Origin of the sequence: Saccharospirillum alexandrii (assembly GCF_004000275.1) — a bacterium.
GTDB lineage: Bacteria > Pseudomonadota > Gammaproteobacteria > Pseudomonadales > Natronospirillaceae > Saccharospirillum > Saccharospirillum alexandrii.
In genome coordinates, this window is sequence record NZ_RCIP01000002.1 from 623,452 (window position 1) to 642,787 (window position 19,336).

19 protein-coding genes are annotated in these 19,336 nt (G+C 56.8%); 15 read left to right on the forward strand and 4 right to left on the reverse strand.

The features are described from left to right. The first annotated feature begins 152 nt into the window (after window positions 1-152). Both EP166_RS10530 and EP166_RS10535 read left to right on the forward strand, forming a co-directional pair. Window positions 153-1,328, forward strand: a complete 1,176-nt coding sequence (locus EP166_RS10530) for a hypothetical protein (protein ID WP_127556766.1) — start codon at window positions 153-155, stop codon at window positions 1,326-1,328. 65 nt (window positions 1,329-1,393) lie between these two features. Continuing rightward, window positions 1,394-2,284: a DMT family transporter gene (locus tag EP166_RS10535; protein WP_127556767.1), complete on the forward strand. Its 891-nt coding sequence runs from the start codon at window positions 1,394-1,396 to the stop codon at window positions 2,282-2,284. On the opposite strand, the gene EP166_RS10540 is transcribed toward EP166_RS10535, so the two are convergent. Together EP166_RS10540 and rraA are read right to left on the reverse strand one after the other, a co-directional pair. Then, window positions 2,281-2,799 carry a GNAT family N-acetyltransferase gene (locus EP166_RS10540; RefSeq protein WP_127556768.1) on the reverse strand — a complete coding sequence of 173 codons (519 nt, stop codon included), beginning with the start codon at window positions 2,797-2,799 and terminating at the stop codon, window positions 2,281-2,283. The two genes, EP166_RS10535 and EP166_RS10540, sit on opposite strands and share 4 nt — an antisense overlap. Beyond that, window positions 2,796-3,275: a ribonuclease E activity regulator RraA gene (rraA, locus tag EP166_RS10545; RefSeq protein ID WP_127556769.1), complete on the reverse strand. Its 480-nt coding sequence runs from the start codon at window positions 3,273-3,275 to the stop codon at window positions 2,796-2,798. Before rraA ends, EP166_RS10540 begins: the two co-directional genes overlap by 4 nt. A 173-nt stretch (window positions 3,276-3,448) precedes the next feature. Here rraA and EP166_RS10550 point away from each other — a divergent pair, with 173 nt between their 5' ends. From EP166_RS10550 to EP166_RS10585, 8 genes are all read left to right on the forward strand, one after another. Continuing rightward, window positions 3,449-3,985 carry a GNAT family N-acetyltransferase gene (locus tag EP166_RS10550; RefSeq protein ID WP_127556770.1) on the forward strand — a complete coding sequence of 179 codons (537 nt, stop codon included), beginning with the start codon at window positions 3,449-3,451 and terminating at the stop codon, window positions 3,983-3,985. Between the two features lie 373 nt (window positions 3,986-4,358). Next, the gene (locus EP166_RS10555) at window positions 4,359-5,021 is read left to right on the forward strand and encodes a hypothetical protein (RefSeq protein ID WP_127556771.1); all 663 of its coding nucleotides are present in this window, start codon (window positions 4,359-4,361) and stop codon (window positions 5,019-5,021) included. Window positions 5,022-5,102: 81 nt separating this feature from the next. After that, on the forward strand, window positions 5,103-5,513 hold the full coding sequence (locus EP166_RS10560) for a hypothetical protein (RefSeq protein WP_127556772.1): 411 nt from the start codon (window positions 5,103-5,105) through the stop codon (window positions 5,511-5,513). A gap of 364 nt (window positions 5,514-5,877) precedes the next feature. Next, a complete protein-coding gene (locus EP166_RS10565; RefSeq protein ID WP_127556773.1) occupies window positions 5,878-7,005 on the forward strand; it encodes an ABC transporter substrate-binding protein in 1,128 nt (375 codons plus the stop codon). After that, window positions 6,995-8,065 carry a FecCD family ABC transporter permease gene (locus EP166_RS10570; protein ID WP_127556774.1) on the forward strand — a complete coding sequence of 357 codons (1,071 nt, stop codon included), beginning with the start codon at window positions 6,995-6,997 and terminating at the stop codon, window positions 8,063-8,065. The genes EP166_RS10565 and EP166_RS10570 overlap by 11 nt, the downstream gene beginning before the upstream one ends. Beyond that, complete coding sequence (locus EP166_RS10575; protein ID WP_127556775.1) at window positions 8,059-8,808, forward strand: ABC transporter ATP-binding protein; 750 nt, start codon at window positions 8,059-8,061, stop codon at window positions 8,806-8,808. The genes EP166_RS10570 and EP166_RS10575 overlap by 7 nt, the downstream gene beginning before the upstream one ends. 124 nt (window positions 8,809-8,932) lie before the next feature. After that, window positions 8,933-10,117 (forward strand): WD40/YVTN/BNR-like repeat-containing protein, encoded by a 1,185-nt coding sequence (locus EP166_RS10580; protein ID WP_127556776.1) that lies wholly within the window; start codon window positions 8,933-8,935, stop codon window positions 10,115-10,117. Between the two features lie 5 nt (window positions 10,118-10,122). Further along, on the forward strand, window positions 10,123-10,401 hold the full coding sequence (locus tag EP166_RS10585) for a ubiquitin family protein (protein WP_127556777.1): 279 nt from the start codon (window positions 10,123-10,125) through the stop codon (window positions 10,399-10,401). Between the two features lie 31 nt (window positions 10,402-10,432). Here EP166_RS10585 and EP166_RS10590 read toward each other — a convergent pair whose 3' ends face one another. Continuing rightward, window positions 10,433-10,957: a P-loop NTPase family protein gene (locus tag EP166_RS10590; RefSeq protein WP_127556778.1), complete on the reverse strand. Its 525-nt coding sequence runs from the start codon at window positions 10,955-10,957 to the stop codon at window positions 10,433-10,435. Window positions 10,958-11,301: 344 nt separating this feature from the next. Between EP166_RS10590 and EP166_RS10595 the strand changes: the two genes are divergently transcribed. Further along, window positions 11,302-12,039, forward strand: coding sequence for a glycerophosphodiester phosphodiesterase family protein (locus EP166_RS10595; RefSeq protein WP_164743899.1), 738 nt, complete (start codon window positions 11,302-11,304; stop codon window positions 12,037-12,039). Between the two features lie 13 nt (window positions 12,040-12,052). Here the strand turns inward: EP166_RS10595 and EP166_RS10600 are convergent, their stop codons facing one another. Further along, window positions 12,053-13,885: a methyl-accepting chemotaxis protein gene (locus tag EP166_RS10600; protein WP_127556780.1), complete on the reverse strand. Its 1,833-nt coding sequence runs from the start codon at window positions 13,883-13,885 to the stop codon at window positions 12,053-12,055. Window positions 13,886-14,080: 195 nt separating this feature from the next. Between EP166_RS10600 and iadA the strand changes: the two genes are divergently transcribed. The 4 genes from iadA (at window position 14,081) to EP166_RS10620 (ending at window position 19,324) form a co-directional block, all read left to right on the forward strand. Next, window positions 14,081-15,253, forward strand: a complete 1,173-nt coding sequence (gene iadA, locus EP166_RS10605) for a beta-aspartyl-peptidase (protein ID WP_181952716.1) — start codon at window positions 14,081-14,083, stop codon at window positions 15,251-15,253. A 62-nt stretch (window positions 15,254-15,315) separates the two neighbouring features. Further along, the gene (locus EP166_RS10610) at window positions 15,316-16,275 is read left to right on the forward strand and encodes a GlxA family transcriptional regulator (RefSeq protein WP_127556781.1); all 960 of its coding nucleotides are present in this window, start codon (window positions 15,316-15,318) and stop codon (window positions 16,273-16,275) included. Between the two features lie 357 nt (window positions 16,276-16,632). Further along, window positions 16,633-17,838: an aspartate aminotransferase family protein gene (locus tag EP166_RS10615; RefSeq protein ID WP_127556782.1), complete on the forward strand. Its 1,206-nt coding sequence runs from the start codon at window positions 16,633-16,635 to the stop codon at window positions 17,836-17,838. A 472-nt stretch (window positions 17,839-18,310) separates the two neighbouring features. Next, window positions 18,311-19,324: an arginine N-succinyltransferase gene (locus tag EP166_RS10620; RefSeq protein WP_127556783.1), complete on the forward strand. Its 1,014-nt coding sequence runs from the start codon at window positions 18,311-18,313 to the stop codon at window positions 19,322-19,324. Window positions 19,325-19,336 lie beyond the last annotated feature (12 nt).

A 19,336-nucleotide genomic window follows, 5' to 3' on the forward strand; every position in this document is an offset into this window, starting at 1 on the left:
AGTCTCTGAACACAAACTGAACGCCAACATCAAAAAGTCAAAAAGGTGACCAGTTGCACTCGCACCGGCTACCCGCCTGCCTGATAATAGCCCTATTGACGCAGCACCCGGCTTTCACCTTTCTTGCCGCCGGGCGACAAGGAGACACCGACATGCGCGCCACCGCTTTCGTTTTAATGCTGGCCATGACCCCCTGGGCTTGGAGCGAGACCCGGCCCGAACCGGTCAGTGTCATCAGCACGGCCTTTGCCGACACCCAATCCGCCGCCTGCCGCCTTGCCTTTGAACAGGCTGAAGATGACGCCCGGGCACAACTGGGCACTGGCGACACAGACCGCCTGGAGCTGGTCAGCCGCACCGATGAACGGCTCGGCACTGCAGAAGACGAGCGTTTTGAATGCCAGGTCGAGACTCTCTGGCTTGAACGACAGGCGCTAGCAGCAGAGCAGCCCCAGCCAGACAGCTCCCTTGAAGACCCGCTGCGTTTGGGTGGCCTGGAGTCCATAGAAGGCCGGTACCAGGCCGATTGCCGGGCCAGTCGCCGTGGTGAAGCGTGCCGCGAGCAGATTGAAGCCGAGGCCGCAGCGGCTCTGCTGAACCGACTGTTACAGCGCGAAGGCTTGTCAGACGACGAACTGGCACTGGAATCCGACGGGTTCGAAGGCAGCCAGACGTTCGACTACGACCAGTCGGACCTGACGCTGACCATGGACGGCACCTTCTATTTCATTCGGGTCGCCCCCGGGCGGCAAGCCACTGACTCGACGCCAGCCCCCGAATCAGAAGGCACAAAAGGGGAACTGACCCGCGCCAAGCCCGCCAAATCCGGCCCGATGGATAACCTGGACGTGACTCTGTTCTACGTTTGGGATGGCAACGACAGCGCCAGTGAAGATGACCTGGCGCTCAGCGCTCGCCGCTGGGGCGTGGGACTCTGGGTCGATAACCGTATCGGTGTCTCGGCCTTCTGGGGCGATGAACGCGCCGGCATCGCCGATTCACGCGGTGACGTGCACAACGCAGGCGACCGTTACGACATTCAAGGCGTCGGCGTTGGCTATCGCTGGTTCGACAACCGCTCGGTCACCCTGGAAAATATGCTTCACTACGTTGATGCCCAACCCTACTCAACCGCCAATCTCGACCCGGGCTGTGCCGCCTGCACGTCCCGCCCCTACGAAGCGGAAGATTACTTCCAGGCGTCCGTAAACCTGAAAACCAACAACGAAGGCCTCAACCTGGGCTGGATGCTGACCTGGAAGCTGCGCGACGACGTCACCCAGTTCGACAGCCTTTCCGGCGGCTGGTACGTGGAGTTGCAGTTTTAAGCTTTACTCACCCAGCACCAGTCGCTAGCCTAGCCCGCTCATTTTAGGTTACCGGCGAGCGAGTCATGTCATCTGAAACCCGGGCGCTGTGTTATGCACTCGCCGCTGTTCTGCTGTGGTCAACCGTCGCCACGGCATTCAAAGTTGCCCTGGGGTTTGTCACCGTCAGTCAGTTGATGTTCGGCGCCTCGGTGTTTTCTGTGATCGCTCTGGCGGTTACGTTGCGCGTTCGGGGTGAACTGCGCCAGGCACTGCAGCGGTTCTGGTCTGATCGCAATGCGGCCTTTCGGCTCGGGCTGGTCAACCCGGTACTCTATTACGCCGTTCTGTTCGAAGCCTACGACCGCCTGCCTGCTCAGGTCGCCCAACCGGTGAACTACACCTGGGCGATCACCCTTGGGCTGCTCTCTGTCCCCTTTCTCGGTCATAAACTGACCCGCTGGGATCTGATCGGCATGTTGCTGGGTTATTCCGGGGTGGTGTTCATCTCACTGGCGGGCAAAAACATCTCGGGCACGCTCGATGGCTTCGGGCTGTTTCTGGCGTTGTTTTCCACCCTGCTCTGGGCCGGCTACTGGCTACTGAACGCACGCGACCCGCGACCGCCGATCATTGGCCTGTTCCAGAACTTCAGCTACGCACTGCCATTACTGCTGATCTGGATGCTGGCTACCGACGGCTTCCCCGCCATGAACAGTTGGCAACCCTGGGCCGCTCTAGCCTACGTGGGCGTGTTTGAAATGGGCGTCACCTTTGTGTTCTGGCAACTGGCGATGCACTACACCAACAACGCCAGCCGCATCGGCACGCTGATCTTTCTCTCACCCTTCATCAGCCTGTTCCTGATCCACTTCGTGCTCGACGAACCCCTGCAACTGATGACCTTCGGCGGCCTCGGCCTGATCATCGCGGGGCTCTGGTTGCAGCAGCAGATGGCACGGCGAGAAGCACCCTAGCCTTCATCAACCGTCTTAAACAACTGAAACCCCCGCGCTTCATAATTGGCGCGTGCATTGGGGTGGTCGCCCGAACAAGTATGCAGCCAGACCCGCTTTGGCAGGTTGCCATGCTCATCGGCGAACGCCCAGGCCAGATGCAGTGCCTCAGTCAGAAAGCCACCGCCCAGCCCCTGGCCAATGAAGGGTCGCGCCAGGCCGAAGTTCTCGATCTCGATCTGGTGGCCTTCACCATCAACAAGCGGCTGTCGTACCATCTCCACGTAACCCGCCGGACTGCCTTGCACGTAGAGCACCCAGGTTCGGACATCTGGGCGCTCGACCTGGGCTTGCCACTGTTCCAGGGACCAGTTGTTCTTCTGATTCCAGTCCCAGTCTTCACCGACCAGCTGGTACAAAAAACGGTTAAACGCCGCCTGACGGATTTCAGCCTCAACCAGCACGGCATCGGGGTGATTCAGTCGCTTACCGGTCACTGCCTCGGGCGAACGCATTTCCAAATGCCAGACAATCATCCGAACAGCTGCCTCTTGCTGACCACGATGCCGGTTTCATCGGCATAGAGGTACATACCCGGCTCGATCGTCTGACCCGCAAAGGTAACCGGCACATCGACATCGCCCAGGCCTTTTTTTTCGGTTTTAACCGGAATACTGGCCAGGGCCCGCACACCAATCGGCATACGCTGCAGTTCGTGAATGTCCCGTGCGCAGCCGTTGATGACGACGCCCTGCCAGCCGTGGTTGACCGCATCGAGCGCGATCTGGTCACCGATCAGGGCTTTGGACAGGGACGCACCGCCATCGACCACCATCACCTTGCCATCGCCATCGGTGCCGGCCAGCTCTTTGACGCGGGAGTTGTCTTCAAAGCACTTGACCGTCACCACCTGGCCAAAAAACGCCGGTTTGCCACCAAAGCTTTGAAACAGCGGTTCGAGGACAAGTACGTCATCGGGGTTGTCATCACATAAATCAGGTGTATTCCACATGGGCTCTTGACTCGCTTTCTTTGGCAATGAATGATCATGAACGTTTTAACCGGGGCGCTCATGGCATGACAACAGGCCCCGATCCAGGTTAACAAGAGAATGAGTGCCCTCGTGACTTACCGCGACACCCAAACACCCGAATCCAAAACCGGCTTTATACGCGAGGCGGCGCCATGTTAACCACAGAGCGCCTCGTTCTGGTAAGCCCCGAGGTCATCAAAGCCCCGGTACTGCTCGACTTTCACTTACAAAACGCTGACCATTTTGCCCAAGCAGGCGGCACATTGCCAGAGTCGCTCCGTATCTGCCGGCAACGCCTGAAAGCGGAAACCACGCTCTGGAAAAACGATCGGTCCTACCGGTTCTATGGCTTGCTCGAAGGCGAGCTGATTCTGGATGTCAGTCTGAGCAATCTGGTACGCGGTGTTTTCCAGGCCGCACATCTGGGCTACAAAATAGCGGAACAACACACTGGCCAGGGCCTAATGACCGAAGCCGTCGATGCGGTGGTACGGCATGGCTTCAGCCGCTTGCGTCTGCACCGGATAATGGCCAACTACCAACCCTGGAACACCGCAAGCGGCCGAATACTGGAAAAACTCGGATTTGAACGGGAGGGGTTTGCCAAAGACTATTTATTCATCAACGGCCAATGGCGAGACCATGTGCTGACATCGAAAACCAATACAACCTTCCAGTTCAAACAATGACCAATTCGCGACGAACGGGCCGATGGATGTAACCATTTCGATACAACAAATCCAGAAACCGCCAATCGTACAATTGTCTAGTCGATCACAAATTCAAATGCTCCTGTTTGTGTGAAAAAAAATCTGCTGATATCGTCGAATTCATTAAACAGCGCGTGACAAACACCGCGTTGCTGATGGACCAAAACCGCCAAGGAAGTTGTAGCCGCCCCCAGAACTGCCATGCAACATCTGCTGTAACTCACCGATTTCACTCGCGCTATCCACTCGTTGCGTTACCACAACAGCGACAGCTTTTGGTGCCGAAAATATTCAGCGGGCGGCGGGCGGCAACTAACGGACACATGTAATTCATCCAGGATGGAACCAAACAGTGCTGAATTCCCTTTTACTTTATCCACCCCGGCAACTGATCGAAAAACTACTGCCGACCTCAGACAACGTCGTCGTGACCCTTTACGACAAATTTGGCCATTCACATACGGGCACCGTTTTATCCGTGTCGGCAGAACAAGGTCTGATCGGTCTGCAGTCAGGTGGCAAGAAGGGTAAAGATATGTCTCTCAGCGTGCTTGCACTGAACGATATCGTGTCGTTTATGCTGCATCAGGCAGAAGCGCACCTGGAACACCTTACCGGCACTAAAGCCTCAGGCCAAGCTACCGCAAACACGCCCTATGGGTTTGATTTCGACGACTATTTACTGACACAGCAGACCATGCTGAAGACAAACTATGGGTTAACGCTTGAGCTTTCTCTCGATCAGGCAGACATCGAAGACGAGGCTACCGAGACCCGGGTCAAGAACCTGGTCGACAAACTGGTCGACCTCATTGCCAAAACCTGTCAGGACGAGTTCGGCCTTCAAATGGTCACCACCCTCAGCACTATCCACATAGTAAATAACGACGCGCAATTGATCTCCGTAAAAAGAGCAGAGTCAGCCCTTCGGGTTCAATATGATTACCGGGCCAGTTCAGGCACACAGGCACAACTCGACGATAAACTGAAAGTTTTGTTTGAACGGGTTCTTTAAGTTCGGCGCTTCCTCAATGGTTGAGAAAGGCCGTTTTTTATACCTGGCCAATAGCCAGGTGATGTTAAGAAGGAGCAAGTAATGGGTTTAGCAGAAAAGAAAGCCGCGCGTGAGTTTCAGAACAATCGTTTCGAGTCTCTGAAAAAGCAGATCGACAAGGAAGCGGGCTTCGAAGTAGACGTCGAAGTAAACTGGGAAACATTGCAAGTTGAAAAGTATTCACACCTTTTTGATGAAACGTGGCCAAAGGTCTACTTTCACCCTCTGATCAAAGCTCTGAAGGAAATGTGCTCGGAAGACTTTGCACAGGAAGCCGTTCAGGAAGGGCTCAAAAAAGTCGTTATTCAAAATTACAGCGATAACCACAACTCTGACCGTTTTGCAACGTTCAAAAACGGCGTGCTGACGTTGAATCATTCTCCTATCTTCAACGTAGATCAAATCGACGATCGGGCTCACAACATTCAAACCGTTGTCGAAAAAGAACTCTGACATAAGAGCCACTACCTGAACTCCCACCCTTGCTGTTGTTACCTCGGGTGGGAGCCTTTAGCGCACAGAGGTCCCACTGCCAGCCAAACCCGATATTGCGGGTAAAACGCAAGTCAGCCAGGCCCGTAACAACTTGTTGCCTTGTGGGTACAACAACGAAAAGGCTGCTCCCATCATCAACCGCACGCTTCCCCTGCCAACCAGCCAGATCCGGGTCTCAGGCAACAACCGTTGCCATTTCCATAAATTTTAATGATAATAATACTCATATCAATTATCACTTGCTACCAGCCAACCTGTTAACCCCCTCCCTTTCTGGCAAGTGACTGAAACCCAACCTTTCAATCCAGGTGAAAAAGTCGATATGAAACAAGCGGTACTTAACTTATTGCTGGGAGCACTCATGGCGTTGGGCTTTGCAACGGCCAGTGCAGATCCGATAACGATCACAGACATTGCCGGTCGGCAAGTCACCCTGGAGGCCCCAGCCACCCGGGTCATTCTGGGAGAAGGTCGGCAGGTTTATCTGCTGGGCGTTCTGGAACCAGAAAACCCCTTTGCTCACGTGGTGGGCTGGCGCGAAGACTTCTCCCAGGCCGACCCGGACAGCTATGCAAGGTACCTCGAACGCTTCCCCGAGCTTGACGCGCTGCCCACCTTTGGCGGTTTCAAAGACGGCACCTTCGATGTGGAACAGGCCGCCGCGCTGACCCCCGATGTTATATTAATGAACATTGAAGCAAGGGCCGCTACAGAAGACGCCGCCTACGATGACAAGCTGGCGCAGCTGAATATCCCCATTGTGTATGTGGATTTTCGTGAAGACCCCATTAAAAATACCGTACCGTCCATGCGCATCATCGGCCAGCTGATGGGTTACGAGGAGGCCGCTGAAGAGTTCATCGCCTTCGCGGAAGCGCAACTGACGCGGGTTACCACGGTTATTGAACAGGCCGATCCCAATCGACCGAGTGTGTTTATCGACCGGGCTGGAGGCTATTCCGACGAATGCTGCATGAGCTTTGGGCCCGGCAACTTCGGCGACTATGTCACTCTTGCCGGTGGCAGCAACATTGCTGAAGGCATTATTCCCAACAGTTTTGGCACGCTTAACCCCGAACAGATCATAGTTGCCAATCCGGAGCATGTGGTTGTCACCGGTGGCAACTGGGATGCCTATGTACCGGGCGGTGCCTGGGTAGGCATGGGCCCGGGTGCCGATATGGACAGTGCCCGCGCGAAGCTTCAGGCACTGACAGAACGGACCGCCATGACCGGTATTCAGGCAAAGGAAACCGACAATTTTCACGCCATCTGGCACCAGTTTTACAACAGCCCCTATTACTTTGTGGCGGTACAACAACTGGCCAAATGGCTCCACCCAACCCTGTTTGCAGACCTGAACCCGGAAGCGACTATGCTTGAGCTGCACGAACGCTTCCTGCCTATCGACTACGAACCGGGTTACTGGATTTCGCTGAATGTCGACTGAACCCCTTGCCGCTGAACACGCCCCGGAAGGGCGTGTTTTTTATCGCAGCCAGATCTTGCGCCGCCAGTTGATCCTGCTGGCACTGGTTGCTGCGCTGTTTGTTAGTCTGTGTGTTGATCTGGCGCTTGGCCCTGCACGTTACAGCCTGAATGAGGTGATCAGCGCGTTGTTCGCTCCCAACAGCGTCAGCCAGCAAGCGCGTGTGATTCTGTGGGAAATCCGCATGCCGACCGCATTAATGGCGCTCGTCGTGGGTGCCAGCCTTTCCGTGGCTGGCGCGCAGATGCAAACCATATTAAACAACCCCCTGGCCAGCCCGTTTACGCTCGGTATTTCAGCCGGGGCCAGCTTCGGCGCAGCCCTGGGCCTGGCTTTTGGTGTGGCGATCATTCCGACAGCCATTGAATTCGTGGTGCCAATCAATGCCTTTCTCATGGCCATGGTTACTGCCTTTTTGATCCATGCGCTTAGCCTGAAACGTGGGGTGACGGTTGAAACCATCGTGCTGCTGGGCATTGCGATGGTGTTTATCTTTAACTCGCTGATGGCCTTGATTCAGTTTTTTGCCAGTCAACAAGCGGTAGCGGCCGTGGTGTTCTGGACGATGGGCAGCCTGACGAAGGCAACCTGGCCCAAGTTCTGGTTAGCCCTCGGTATACTGATTGCGGTGATGCCACTGCTGGCCCGGCACGGCTGGGCGCTAACGGCCATGCGCTTTGGCGACGCCAAGGCCGAGAGCATGGGCGTCAACCCCCGGGCGCTGCGCCTGGAGGTTCTGGTACTGGTGTCACTGCTCGCGGCCATCGCAGTTGCCTTTGTTGGCACCATTGGTTTTATCGGGTTGGTAGGGCCGCACATTGCGCGAATCCTGCTCGGCGAAGATCAGCGTTTCTTCTTGCCGGGTTCTGCATTGTGCGGCGCATTGATTCTCTCGGTCGGGTCGGTGATCTCGAAGTCGGTCATTCCGGGAACCATCATCCCCATTGGTATTATCACCTCGCTGGTGGGCATTCCGTTTTTCTTGTTTCTTGTTCTGAACCACAAGAAGGCCTCATGGTAACGTTACAGCTAACACGGGTTTCAGCCCGCTATGGCCGACAGGTCATCGTGCAAGATATCACCACACCGCGTTTTGAAGGCGGGCAAATAGTAGCGCTGCTCGGCCCCAACGCCGCCGGGAAATCCACCCTGTTTCGGCGGATTCTTGGCTTGCTGAAGGGTGACGGTGAGGTTGCCATCGCTGGAACCCGGTCTGAACGCCCGGTCGCTTACATGCCGCAGGATACCGGTGCAACAGCGGTGCTTACCGTCTACGAATCGGTGCTGCTGGCTCGTATGCAAGGGCGTAACTTAAGGGTGCAGAACGATGACCTTGCCCAGGTGGAACGGGCGCTCACGGAGCTAAACATCACGGCACTGAGTGATCGTGACATCGGCGACCTCAGCGGTGGCCAGCGACAACTGGTCAGTGCGGCCCAGGCCCTGGTGCAGGAGCCAGACATTCTGATGCTCGATGAACCCACCTCCGCGCTCGACCTGAACCGCCAGGTTAATCTGTTGGGTGTGCTGCGGCGCTTGGCCGATGAACGACACATGCTGATTCTGGTCGCTCTGCATGACCTGGGGCACGCGCTGCGCTATACCGACGCGGCCATGGTGCTGGAAAACGGCCGACTGATCACTTGCGGCCCCACAGAAGAGGTCATAACACCTGCGCTGCTGCGTGAGGTTTACCGGGTTACCGGGCGCATCGAATCCTGCTCCAGAGGCCAGCCGCAGCTGATCATTGAAGGGGCGGTCTAACCCGGCCGTGCCCTGGTAACCCGGCTGTCAGACACCACTACCGCCGCAAAAAACAACCATTTCCCTCCCTGCAAAACTCGGTCTATATTTGACCCAGACGTGAACGGGCCTGGGAGGGATTGGCATGTCTGACATGATTTTATTAGGCACCCGCAAGGGAACGGTTATTTTTGATCGTAACAACGACGGCTGGCATCCACGCCCCATCCTGCATTCGGGCATACCCGTGTGCTACGCCACCCGTGATCCGCGTGACGGCGCCCTCTGGGCCTCGCTGGACCATGGCCACTGGGGTCCAAAGCTGTCACGCTCGCGCGATGGCGGCGACACCTGGGAGGAAGTGAGTTCACTTAAATACCCTGAGGGCGCTCGTCACATCCAACAATACCTGCCCACGCCCGACTTTGACCCCGAGGCACCTGCCGGCCGGCCACAATATGCCGACGCTTCTGTCTATAAAATTTGGAACATTGCCTTCGGCGCTGACAATCAGCCAGGCCGTCTGTACGCCGGTACCATTCCCGGTGGTTTGTTCGTCAGTGACAATGGCGGTGACAGCTGGGAACTGAACCGCCCTCTGTGGAACCACGAAACCCGGGGCGGCGACTTGTTCGCAGGCGAAGCCACGAGTGAGAACCTCTGGGGCGGTACACCGGCGAGCATCGATTACGGCGTGTTTGAACCCGGCATTCATTCGATTGTTGTCGACCCACGCGACCCAAACCATGTGTATGTGGCCGTGTCGTCTGCCGGGGTCATCGAAACAACCGACGGGGGCCAGACATGGACAGGGAGCAGCCATGGCATGCTGATGGATTATCTGCCAGACCCGGCCGTGGAATGGGGTCATGACCCGCATTTTGTGACCCAGTGCCCCGGGCAGCCAGACCACCTGTGGCAACAGAATCATTGTGGCATTTTCTACAGCGATGACGGTGCCCGAAACTGGCGCAAAGTTAGCAAGCCGGACCTGGGCATACACTTTGGCTTCCCCATTGCCGCGGACGCCCAGGATGGCAAAACCGCCTGGGTGGTGCCAGCTCGAGCCGATTCAGAACGCATGGCCCTGGACGGCGGCCTGTTCGTCGCCCGCACAACCGATGGCGGCCATTCCTGGGAATCATTCCGCGACGGCCTGCCTCAGCAGAACGCCTACGATATTGTCTTAAGGCATGGCCTGGATGCTTCAGGAGATGACCTCTGCTTTGGCAGCACAACCGGTAATGTCTACCTGTCCGAAGACCGCGGTGAAACCTGGCAATGTCTGGGTAACAACCTTCCCCCGATCTATTCGGTACGCTTTGGCTGAGCGTTATGACGACGGTTAAAATGACACACCATCTCTACCGGTACTTTCCGCACTTGGAAAACCAGACGGTCACAGTACCGTCTGGTCCGGTAGCAACCGTTCTGAGGGCGGTCAACGACATCGCCCCGGGCTTCACCGACTACGTACTCGACGACCAGGGTGCACTGCGCCGCCATGTGCACCTGGCCATCAATAACACCCTGGTGGTCGACAGAAAAACACTGTCAGACCACGCCCCGGATGGCGGAACCGTCTACATCTTCCAGGCACTGAGTGGGGGCTAAGTGGTACCCGGCATCGAGCAGCCATACCGGGTTACTTAAATCCCCTAATATTTTCGTCAGCAAAGCCATTTAATTGTGACACTGAACGAATCACATAGAGTGATTTATTGGCCGTCACTTCTTCCAACTTCTGGACAAAACCATCGTTCCAAAACTTCGGACAAAGCCGAAGCATTTTATAGCTTTGCACGGTTCCCTTTACTATCGAACTACCAGCCGGCCAACCTTCAGGCTTTACAACCAGCCCTTTCAACAACCGCTTTGTGACCAGCCAGTAACTGACGAAATAGGGCAAGTCTATATAGATCAAGGTATCCGCAGCCTCCAGTCGCTTGTAGAACGACTCGATTGGCCCAAAGCCGTCAATGATCCAGCTATCGGAAGACAAAATGGATTCATGCTCTTCGTCATAGGTCTTTCGATCTACCAGGCCACCATCTTGTTTATATAAAACTGAATCCAAGGCATGTAATTTAATGCCTGTAGCTGAAGCCAGACGTTTGCTTAAAATGGATTTGCCACTACCAGGCTTACCGAAAACGGCTATTTTATTCATTCTACCTCCACTAAATGAGACTAAACCCATGAGGCAGACACAAAAAACCCGCCTCTTGGGCGGGTTTGATCAATCACGAACGCATCAAAAACCCACCATTCCTATGGAATGATGATAATTCGGGCTGTCTGTTGCGTAAGGTTAGTATTCATTGTCGATCGCACTATTGATGATGGTTGCACGAGCTCAAGTCTCGTCTGACCCTCAGAGTCTATACTCACATTAAAGAAAAGAGAACGTTGTTGGTGAGCCCCTGAGCAACTCACCCTTGCACCACCCTACCAGAAGAGGAAAATAGCCCCAATCAACTTACCGTCACGAGGGCCCACCCCATGTCATACCTTATGCCAGCTTTAATCGGTCACCGGGGCGTTGCCAGTGAGGCGCCGGAGAATACGGCCATTGGCCTGAAGCGCTGCAAGGCGCTCGGCATCAAGTGGGTCGAGCTGGATGTCACCCAGGCCGGGGATGGCAGTCTGGTGATGATGCACGATGAAACCCTGGAACGGTTTCGCAAGCCCACCGAGCGCATCAGCAAAATGGACCGGGAAGCTCTGAAGCAGGTAGATGCCGGTACCTGGTTCTCGCCGGTCTTCGCAGGCGAGCCGCTATTGTTTCTGGAAGAGGCGCTGGATCTGGTGAAGACGCTGGGGCTGGGGTTGAACCTGGAGATCAAGGTAAACCCGGATCTTCCAGTAGAGCCGCTGGTGAATGCCGTCGTCGCGACTGAGGGGTTGGATGCATTGAACCGTGGTGAGCGGCTGGTGATTTCCAGTTTTGATCATACTGCTCTGGCACAGGTTGCCCGGCAGAAATCGGAGTGGGCGTTGGGAGCCCTATATGAAGGCGTCACCGAGCAATGGGCCGAGAGCCTGGCTGACTTTACGCCCTACAGCATTCATACCGATTTCGAAACGCTTACACCTGAGCTGGCGGCGGATATTCGGGCACAGTACCCGCTGTACTGTTACACGGTGAACGACCCTATCACCTTCCAGCGGTTGCTGGACAAGGGCGTGAACGGAGTCTTTTCAGACCGCGCTCACGCGCCGGATATGCGGGCTTTGGTAGTGGCAGGCTGACGATTCCTGCCCGTCAGACTTTGAACCGGTCTGCCTGTTCCCGTAGGCGCTCGGCGTCGTCGGCCATGGTGTGCACACCCGCGACTGTCTGCTGCGCCTGTTCAGCCACTTGAGCAATCAGGCTCGCAATGCTGGTTACGCTGTTGTCGATGGAGTCGGTTGCTTCCGCCTGCTCCTGCGTCGCCTGGGAAATGTGTTCATTGGTGGCGCGAATGTCGCCCACTACTGTTACCACTGAACGCATCGCGTCACCGGCGCTGGCACTGAGCGTACCGGCGGAGGCAGCGGACTCCACGGCTCGTTGCATGGCCGCCACGGTAGTGTTCACTTCGCTGGAGAAGTGCGCCACCATCGTTTTAATCTCTTCGGATGATTGCTCGGTTTTTTGCGCCAGAGTACGTACCTCATCGGCCACGACAGCAAAGCCCCGACCCTGCTCGCCGGCGCGCGCAGCTTCGATGGCAGCGTTAAGGGCCAGCAGGTTGGTTTGTTCGGAAACGCCATGAATCACATCAACCATGGCGTGAATGTCTTTGGTGCGGTCGGCCAGGGCGTTCAGGTTGCCAGAGGCGGTGCGAATCTCCTGCTCCAGCGCCGTTACCTGCTCGCCGCTGGCGACGGCTTGGTCGCTGCTGCTGCGACAGGCCGCCTCTACATCCAACGCGCGGTTGGCCGCTTCCGTGGTGTGTTCGTTAATGCCGCGCACGGTGGCTGACAGCTCGTTGATGGCGGCGGCGACCAGATCCACCTCGGTATTCAAACGGTCGAGTATCTGACGGATGGATTCATTGGCCTGAGAATTCTCCGAAACTTTTTCAGCCATTGACTCGGCACTGCTGCGCACATCCTGAACAATGTTGCTGAAGCTGGTCAGCATGTTGTTGAAACTCTTGGCAATGCGGCCCACTTCGTCGCGGCGCTTCAGGTGCACGCGCTGGGTCAGGTCGGCGGTTTCATCAATGCGTTTGATGGCTTTCTCGAGTTGCAATACAGGTTGGCTGACCGAGCGGGACAGGATAAAGCCGACCACAATGAACAGCACGCTTACCACCGCCGCCGTCAGCCACCCCTGCCGCTGGGTGGACCGGCCCCGATCGACCATGGTTTCAATTCCGGTTATCAGGGTTTCGCTGCCGTCGGCCACTCCGGCCGCTGCGCGCTCAACGTCCAGCACTGAAACCTCCAGGCTGTTCAGTGCATCGGTCACGCTGCTATTGGCCGCGACCACTGCCTCAGATGAGAGCATGGCCACCACTTCCATCATGGTGTTCATTGAAATGAAGTTAGTCTGGGTGCTCTGCACAATGCGCTGACCCAGCTCGGTATTGCCCTGTTCGAAGGCTTCCAGCGCGCGCTCAATGTTGCTGTTAAAATCATCCAGATCGAGCAGGAACACATCAATGGCCTCGGCCAGTTCCTCATCCAGCTCCCCCAGGGCCTGCACCGCGTCGCGCAGTTGCACCTCGGCCCGGTCACCTTCGCCAATATCGGTGGATGACAGCGAGGCGGTAGAAGCTAGGCGCCAGAACAAAAAGGCCGGGTAGCGTTCCAGCGCGACCGCTGTTTGCTGCTGCACCTGAACCGCCTGCAGTTGGTCTGCCAGGGCTACCTGTTGTTGTTCAAGCTGGCTTTTTTGCTGCTGCAACACCTCACTTTGCCGGGTGAGCGTGGTGCGCTGTTCGTCTACCAAGTCGGCCTGGCTCTCGCTCTGCGCCACCAGATCCTGAACACCGGCCATCACAAAGGCAAAACCGAGCAACAGCAATATGACCAACACGCCCACCAGCAGCTGCGTGCGCACAAACAGCGTCCAGTTACGGGGGTTGGCCTTGGCAATTAGGGACATCGTTCAACTCCAATGGCACGCCGGCCTGAAGGCGCGGGGGTGTATTTACGAATCTCAGTATAACTTTAAAAACAGGCGCCTCGTTTTCATCATTGCGGCCTGAGGCGCTGCCTTGCCTTGGTGCAAGGGCGGCAGCCACGTATGATGGCCCGACGCATTCCTACAAAAACATTCAGGACAGGACACCGACTCGATATGCTGACTTTGATCCGTGGCGCCCACCTTCTGGCACCGGAAGACCTGGGCATTCAGGACGTACTGATCGCCGCTGGCTCCATCATCGCCATCGGCACAGATCTGAACCTGTCGGGCACCGTTGATATAGAGGTTATCGACGCCCGTGGCCAATACTTGACGCCCGGCCTGGTCGACACCCTCACCCACATCACCGGCGGCGGCGGCGAAGGCGGCTTTCACACCCGCACCCCGGCCATGACGTTCAGCGACGCCATTGGCGGGGGCGTGACCACCGTAACCGGTGTTCTGGGCACAGACGCCATCTCCCGAACACTGCCCGACCTGCTCGCCAAGGCCGCCGGACTCGAAGCGGAAGGCCTCACCGTGGTATGTCACACAGGCTCATACCAGGTACCGGTGCGCACGCTGACCGGCAGCATCCAGCAAGACATCATGCTGATCGAGCGGTTTGTTGGTGTCGGCGAAGTCGCGATAGCAGACCACCGCGGCAGCCAGCCTAGCTGGCAGGAACTGGCGCGCATCGGGGCCGAGGCCCGGGTGGGCGGTTTGCTCAGTGGCAAGGCAGGGATCGTCAGCATTCACGTCGGCGAGGCCAGCGAACAGCTGTCGTTGTTGTTTGATGTCGCCAACCAGTCGAACATACCCCTAAGCCAATACTACCCAACGCACATGAATCGGTCGCCCGAATTGCTGCAAGACGGCCTGCGCTTCATCAAAGGCGGTGGCAGCATCGACTTCACCGCCAGCCATACGCCCGAGATTCTGGACGCCGGCGAAATCAAATGCGCCCATGCCCTGAAATACGCTTTGGACCGGGGCGCCGATGAAAACCGCCTGACCTTCAGTACCGATGGGCACGCCAGCCTGCCTCATTTCAATAAGGAAGGTATACTGGAAAGCCTGAAGGTCGGTGCCATGGATGCCATGCTGAACGAATACCGCGATGCCGTACTGGAAGAGGGCATTGACCACAGTACCGCTCTGAAAGCCGTTACTGCCAATCCGGCCCGCGTCTTGAAACTGCCCAAAAAAGGCCGACTGGCTCGCGACTGCGACGCCGATCTGTTGTTACTGGATAAAGACACTTTGGCGCTGCGGCGCGTTATGGCCAAGGGCGACTGGTGCCTGGCCGACGGGGAAACCCTCAAAAAAGGCACGTTTGATCGTTAACCGACGGTTTAATCAGTAATTCTGGCTTCCCTACAACAACGCCCCACCGCGGAGAGTAACAGGTGACACAACGCATTGGTTTTATCTTACTGCCCGGATACTCCTCTATGGCCTACGTATCCGCCATGGAACCTTTGCTGGTGTGCAACGAACTGACCGGTGAAGACGCCTTCAGCACCTTTACTGTGGCGCTTTCCGGCAATAAGACCTTCTCCAGTCTCGGCAACCGCATGGACACCGATTTCAACCTCGACAACGCACCGGACGCCGATGTCTGGGTCGTCGCCGGTACGTCGCCCGCCCGCCACCCAGCCACGCCGGGGCTGGATGACTTTCTGCAAGCGTTGCCCACTCGCTGTTCCCTGGGCGGGCTCGCCTCCGGCACCTACGTACTGGCCCGGTTAGGCCTGGTGAACGGCTACCGGGCCGTGGTGCACTGGCTGAGTTACGACGAGCTGCTGAAAGAGCACAAATCCATCCTGCTGGCTTCCGAACAATTCTGCATCGACCGCGACCGGCTCACCTGCCGGGGCGGCAGCTCAAGCCTGGACATGATGCTGATGTGGATCGCCCGCAACATCAGCGCCGAAACCGCCGAAGCCGTGTCCCGCCATTTCGTCAACGAACGCCTCGGTATCCCATCCGACACCGTGCCGCAGCAACTGAGCGAACGCACCCGCGCCGAACAGCCCAAGCTGGCTGAAGCGCTGGAGCTGATGGATGCCAATATTGAAGAACCATTAACCACTGACGACATCGCCTTCCACGTCAAAATCAGCCGTCGCCAGCTGGAACGCCTGTTCAAAAAGCACCTGAACGCCGTGCCAAGCCGCTATTACCTGCAAATTCGACTGGAAAAAGCCCGGAACAAGCTGCTTTCCTGCTCGGAAAGCATTGCGGAGATAGGCCTGAGCTGTGGTTTCTCTTCGGGTGCCCACTTTTCCACGGCTTATCGCAACCAGTACGGTCTTACCCCATCCGAAGACCGAAGCCTGCATCAGAAGATGTCGATTGATAAATAATCTTGTCAGTTCAACAAAAAGAATCCGAACTTCGTGGTTATTTAACCACTGAGCATCCAAGGACAGTCGGGTGCGTTTACTGGGGGCCGTTACACCGCATGGATGCGGTCTCCGAGCTTACAGGGAGGTATTTACAGCGTGCCCCCAGTAGACGTACCCGGCTGTCCGACAGGCACCAGAGCAGTTCGGACGATATAACCCCGTGTCGCACCCCCGTAACCTTTCAGCCCCGACTTTCTCTATGATAGTCACCATAGCGTTCCCGCCGACCCAAACCGGTCAGCAGAGAGAACGGACCCGATAATCGGTTGCACCGCCCGACACAGAGGGCGCCAGCCTCAACCAGTGGAAATCGAGATGAGCGATATTACCAGAGCACAATTTGATGACGTCATGGTCCCGAACTACGCCCCGGGCAAAATCATTCCCGTCAAGGGCAAAGGCTCGCGCGTCTGGGATCAGGACGGCCGCGAATTCATCGACTTTGCAGGCGGTATTGCCGTGAACGCCCTGGGCCACGCCCACCCTGCACTGGTAGAAGCACTGACGACACAGGGCCAGAACCTCTGGCACCTGGCCAACGTAATGACCAACGAACCGGCCATTGCCCTGGCAAAACGCCTGACCGAGCTGACCTTTGCCGACAAAGTCTTTTTTTGCAACAGCGGCGCCGAAGCGAACGAAGCCGCCCTGAAACTGGGCCGTCGTCACGCCTTCCTGAAGTATGGCCCCCAGAAAAACGAGATCATCTCCACCCTGAGCTCCTTCCATGGCCGCACCCTGTTCACCGTATCGGTCGGTGGCCAGCCCAAGTACAAGGAAGGCTTTGAGCCAACGCCGGGTGGCATCAGCCACGTACCTTACAACGACCTGGACGCCATGGCCGCTCAGATCTCCGACAATACGGCGGCCGTCATCATCGAACCGATTCAGGGTGAAGGCGGCGTTACCCCGGGCAAGAAAGAATACCTCGAAGGCGTGCGCGCTCTGTGCGACAAGCACAACGCCCTGCTGATCTTCGACGAAGTACAAAGCGGTGTTGGCCGCACCGGCGAACTCTACGCCTACCAGAAATACGGCGTCACACCCGACATTCTGTCGACGGCCAAAGCCCTCGGTGGCGGCTTCCCGATCGGCGCCATGTTAACTACCGACGCATGTGCAGAAAGCCTGGGCATTGGCACCCACGGCTCCACCTACGGCGGCAACCCACTGGCGTGTGCGGTCTCTCTGGCGGTGATCAACGAAATCACCAAACCAGGCGTACTCGATGCGGTTGAAACCAAATCACAGCGGTTCCGCGATGGCCTGAAAAAAATCAATGACCAGTACGGCATCTTCAAGGAAGTACGCGGCATGGGCCTGTTGCTCGGCGCAGAGCTGACCGAAGACTGGGCTGGTCGCGCCAAGGACTTCCTCGGCGCGGCACTCGACGAAGGCCTGATGATGCTGATCGCCGGCCCGAATGTGTTGCGTTTCACGCCGTCGCTGATCATCCCGGATGCAGACATCGACGAAGGCCTGGCGCGTTTTGAAAAAGCTGTAGCCAAATTGGTTAGCTAAGTAACACCTCAAGTTCGGAGTTCGGGTATACGTTGGTGCCAGGAGTCCGTGTCAGGCACCGGGTGTACTGATCCGGGTGGTGCGACACATCGCTCGGCGTAAACCCTTCCATGGGGCCTAGACTGCAGCATCCCTGCTGCAGACTTCCCCGGATAGGTACACCCGGCACCTGACACTCAATTGGTTGCGAACTCCTATACTTGAGTTCGCAATGGGCTAGCGACGGGTGGCCGGGCTGCTTTTGCGGGGGTATCTGAGGCATGGACTAAAACGCCGGGAGCGTTTTAGCACAAGCGAAGAGAGCCCGGAGGGTGAATCCCATGGATGGGATTCATATCCCGAAGTTAAGCCTACATGGATGTATTCATGGCGACCCCGCAAGAGCAGCCCGGTCATCCGTCGCGGGTTCAAGGTATAAAGCCAATTTGACCTCCGAAACTTGAGCTATAAGCCTTTAATGAGAGGATTCACCATGCTCGTTGTTCGCCCGAGTAACTTCGTGGACCTGACCAGCATCGAACGATTGCTGAATGCCACCGATGCCCGCGTGACAACCCTGCCGAAAGACAGGGACAAGCTGTCGGAAAAAATCGGTCAGTCTGACGATGCCTTCAAAAGTGGCATTGATCAGGATGGTCCGGCCTCGTTTCTGTTTGTGCTGGAAGACACCGACAGCCAGACGCTGATGGGCACGTCGGGGATTGATTCGCAAGCCGGCGGCGGTTATCCGTTTTTTAACTACCGGATGGATGCCGTGGTTCATGCATCGCATCACCTGGACGTGAGTTCCAAGGTACCGGTCTTGTTTCTGTCGCATGAGCTGACCGGCAAAACGCTGCTGCGCTCGTTCGCCATCGACCCGGACCATAAAAACTCCGATGCATTTGATTTGTTGTCTCGCGCGCGGCTGCTGTTCATGGCCTGTCTGCCCGAGCGGTTTCACCGCGAAGTGATTATCGAGATTCAGGGCATATTCGACGATAAGGGTGAGTGCCCATTCTGGGATGCCGTAGGCCGACACTTCTTTGGCATCGACTTTAATACGGCCGATTACTACTGCAGTGTGAAAAGCAAAACCTTTATGTCGGAACTGATTCCACAGCACCCGATTTACGTACCGCTGCTGCCGGAAGTGGCGCAGGGCAATATCGGTCAGAACCATGAAGCGGCTAATCGCGCCTGCCAGTTGTTCTATCGGGAAGGCTTCAGCAAAACCGTTTTTATCGACCCGTTCGATGGTGGCCCGGTGCTGACCGGCGAGCTGAACAACTTGTTCACGCTGAAGCAGGTGCGTCACAAAAAAGCGCGGCCAAGCGATGTGGTCGGCGGCCTGAAATACCTGATCAGCAATCGTTCACTGAGCGATTTCCGCTGCACCATTGGCACCCTGGTAGACGGCATTGGCGAGACCATTCGCATACCCGAAAACGTCGCCGAGGCCCTCAACGTCAAAGAAGGCGACCCCATCGCCTACGCGCCGCTATAAGGAAGGAATACG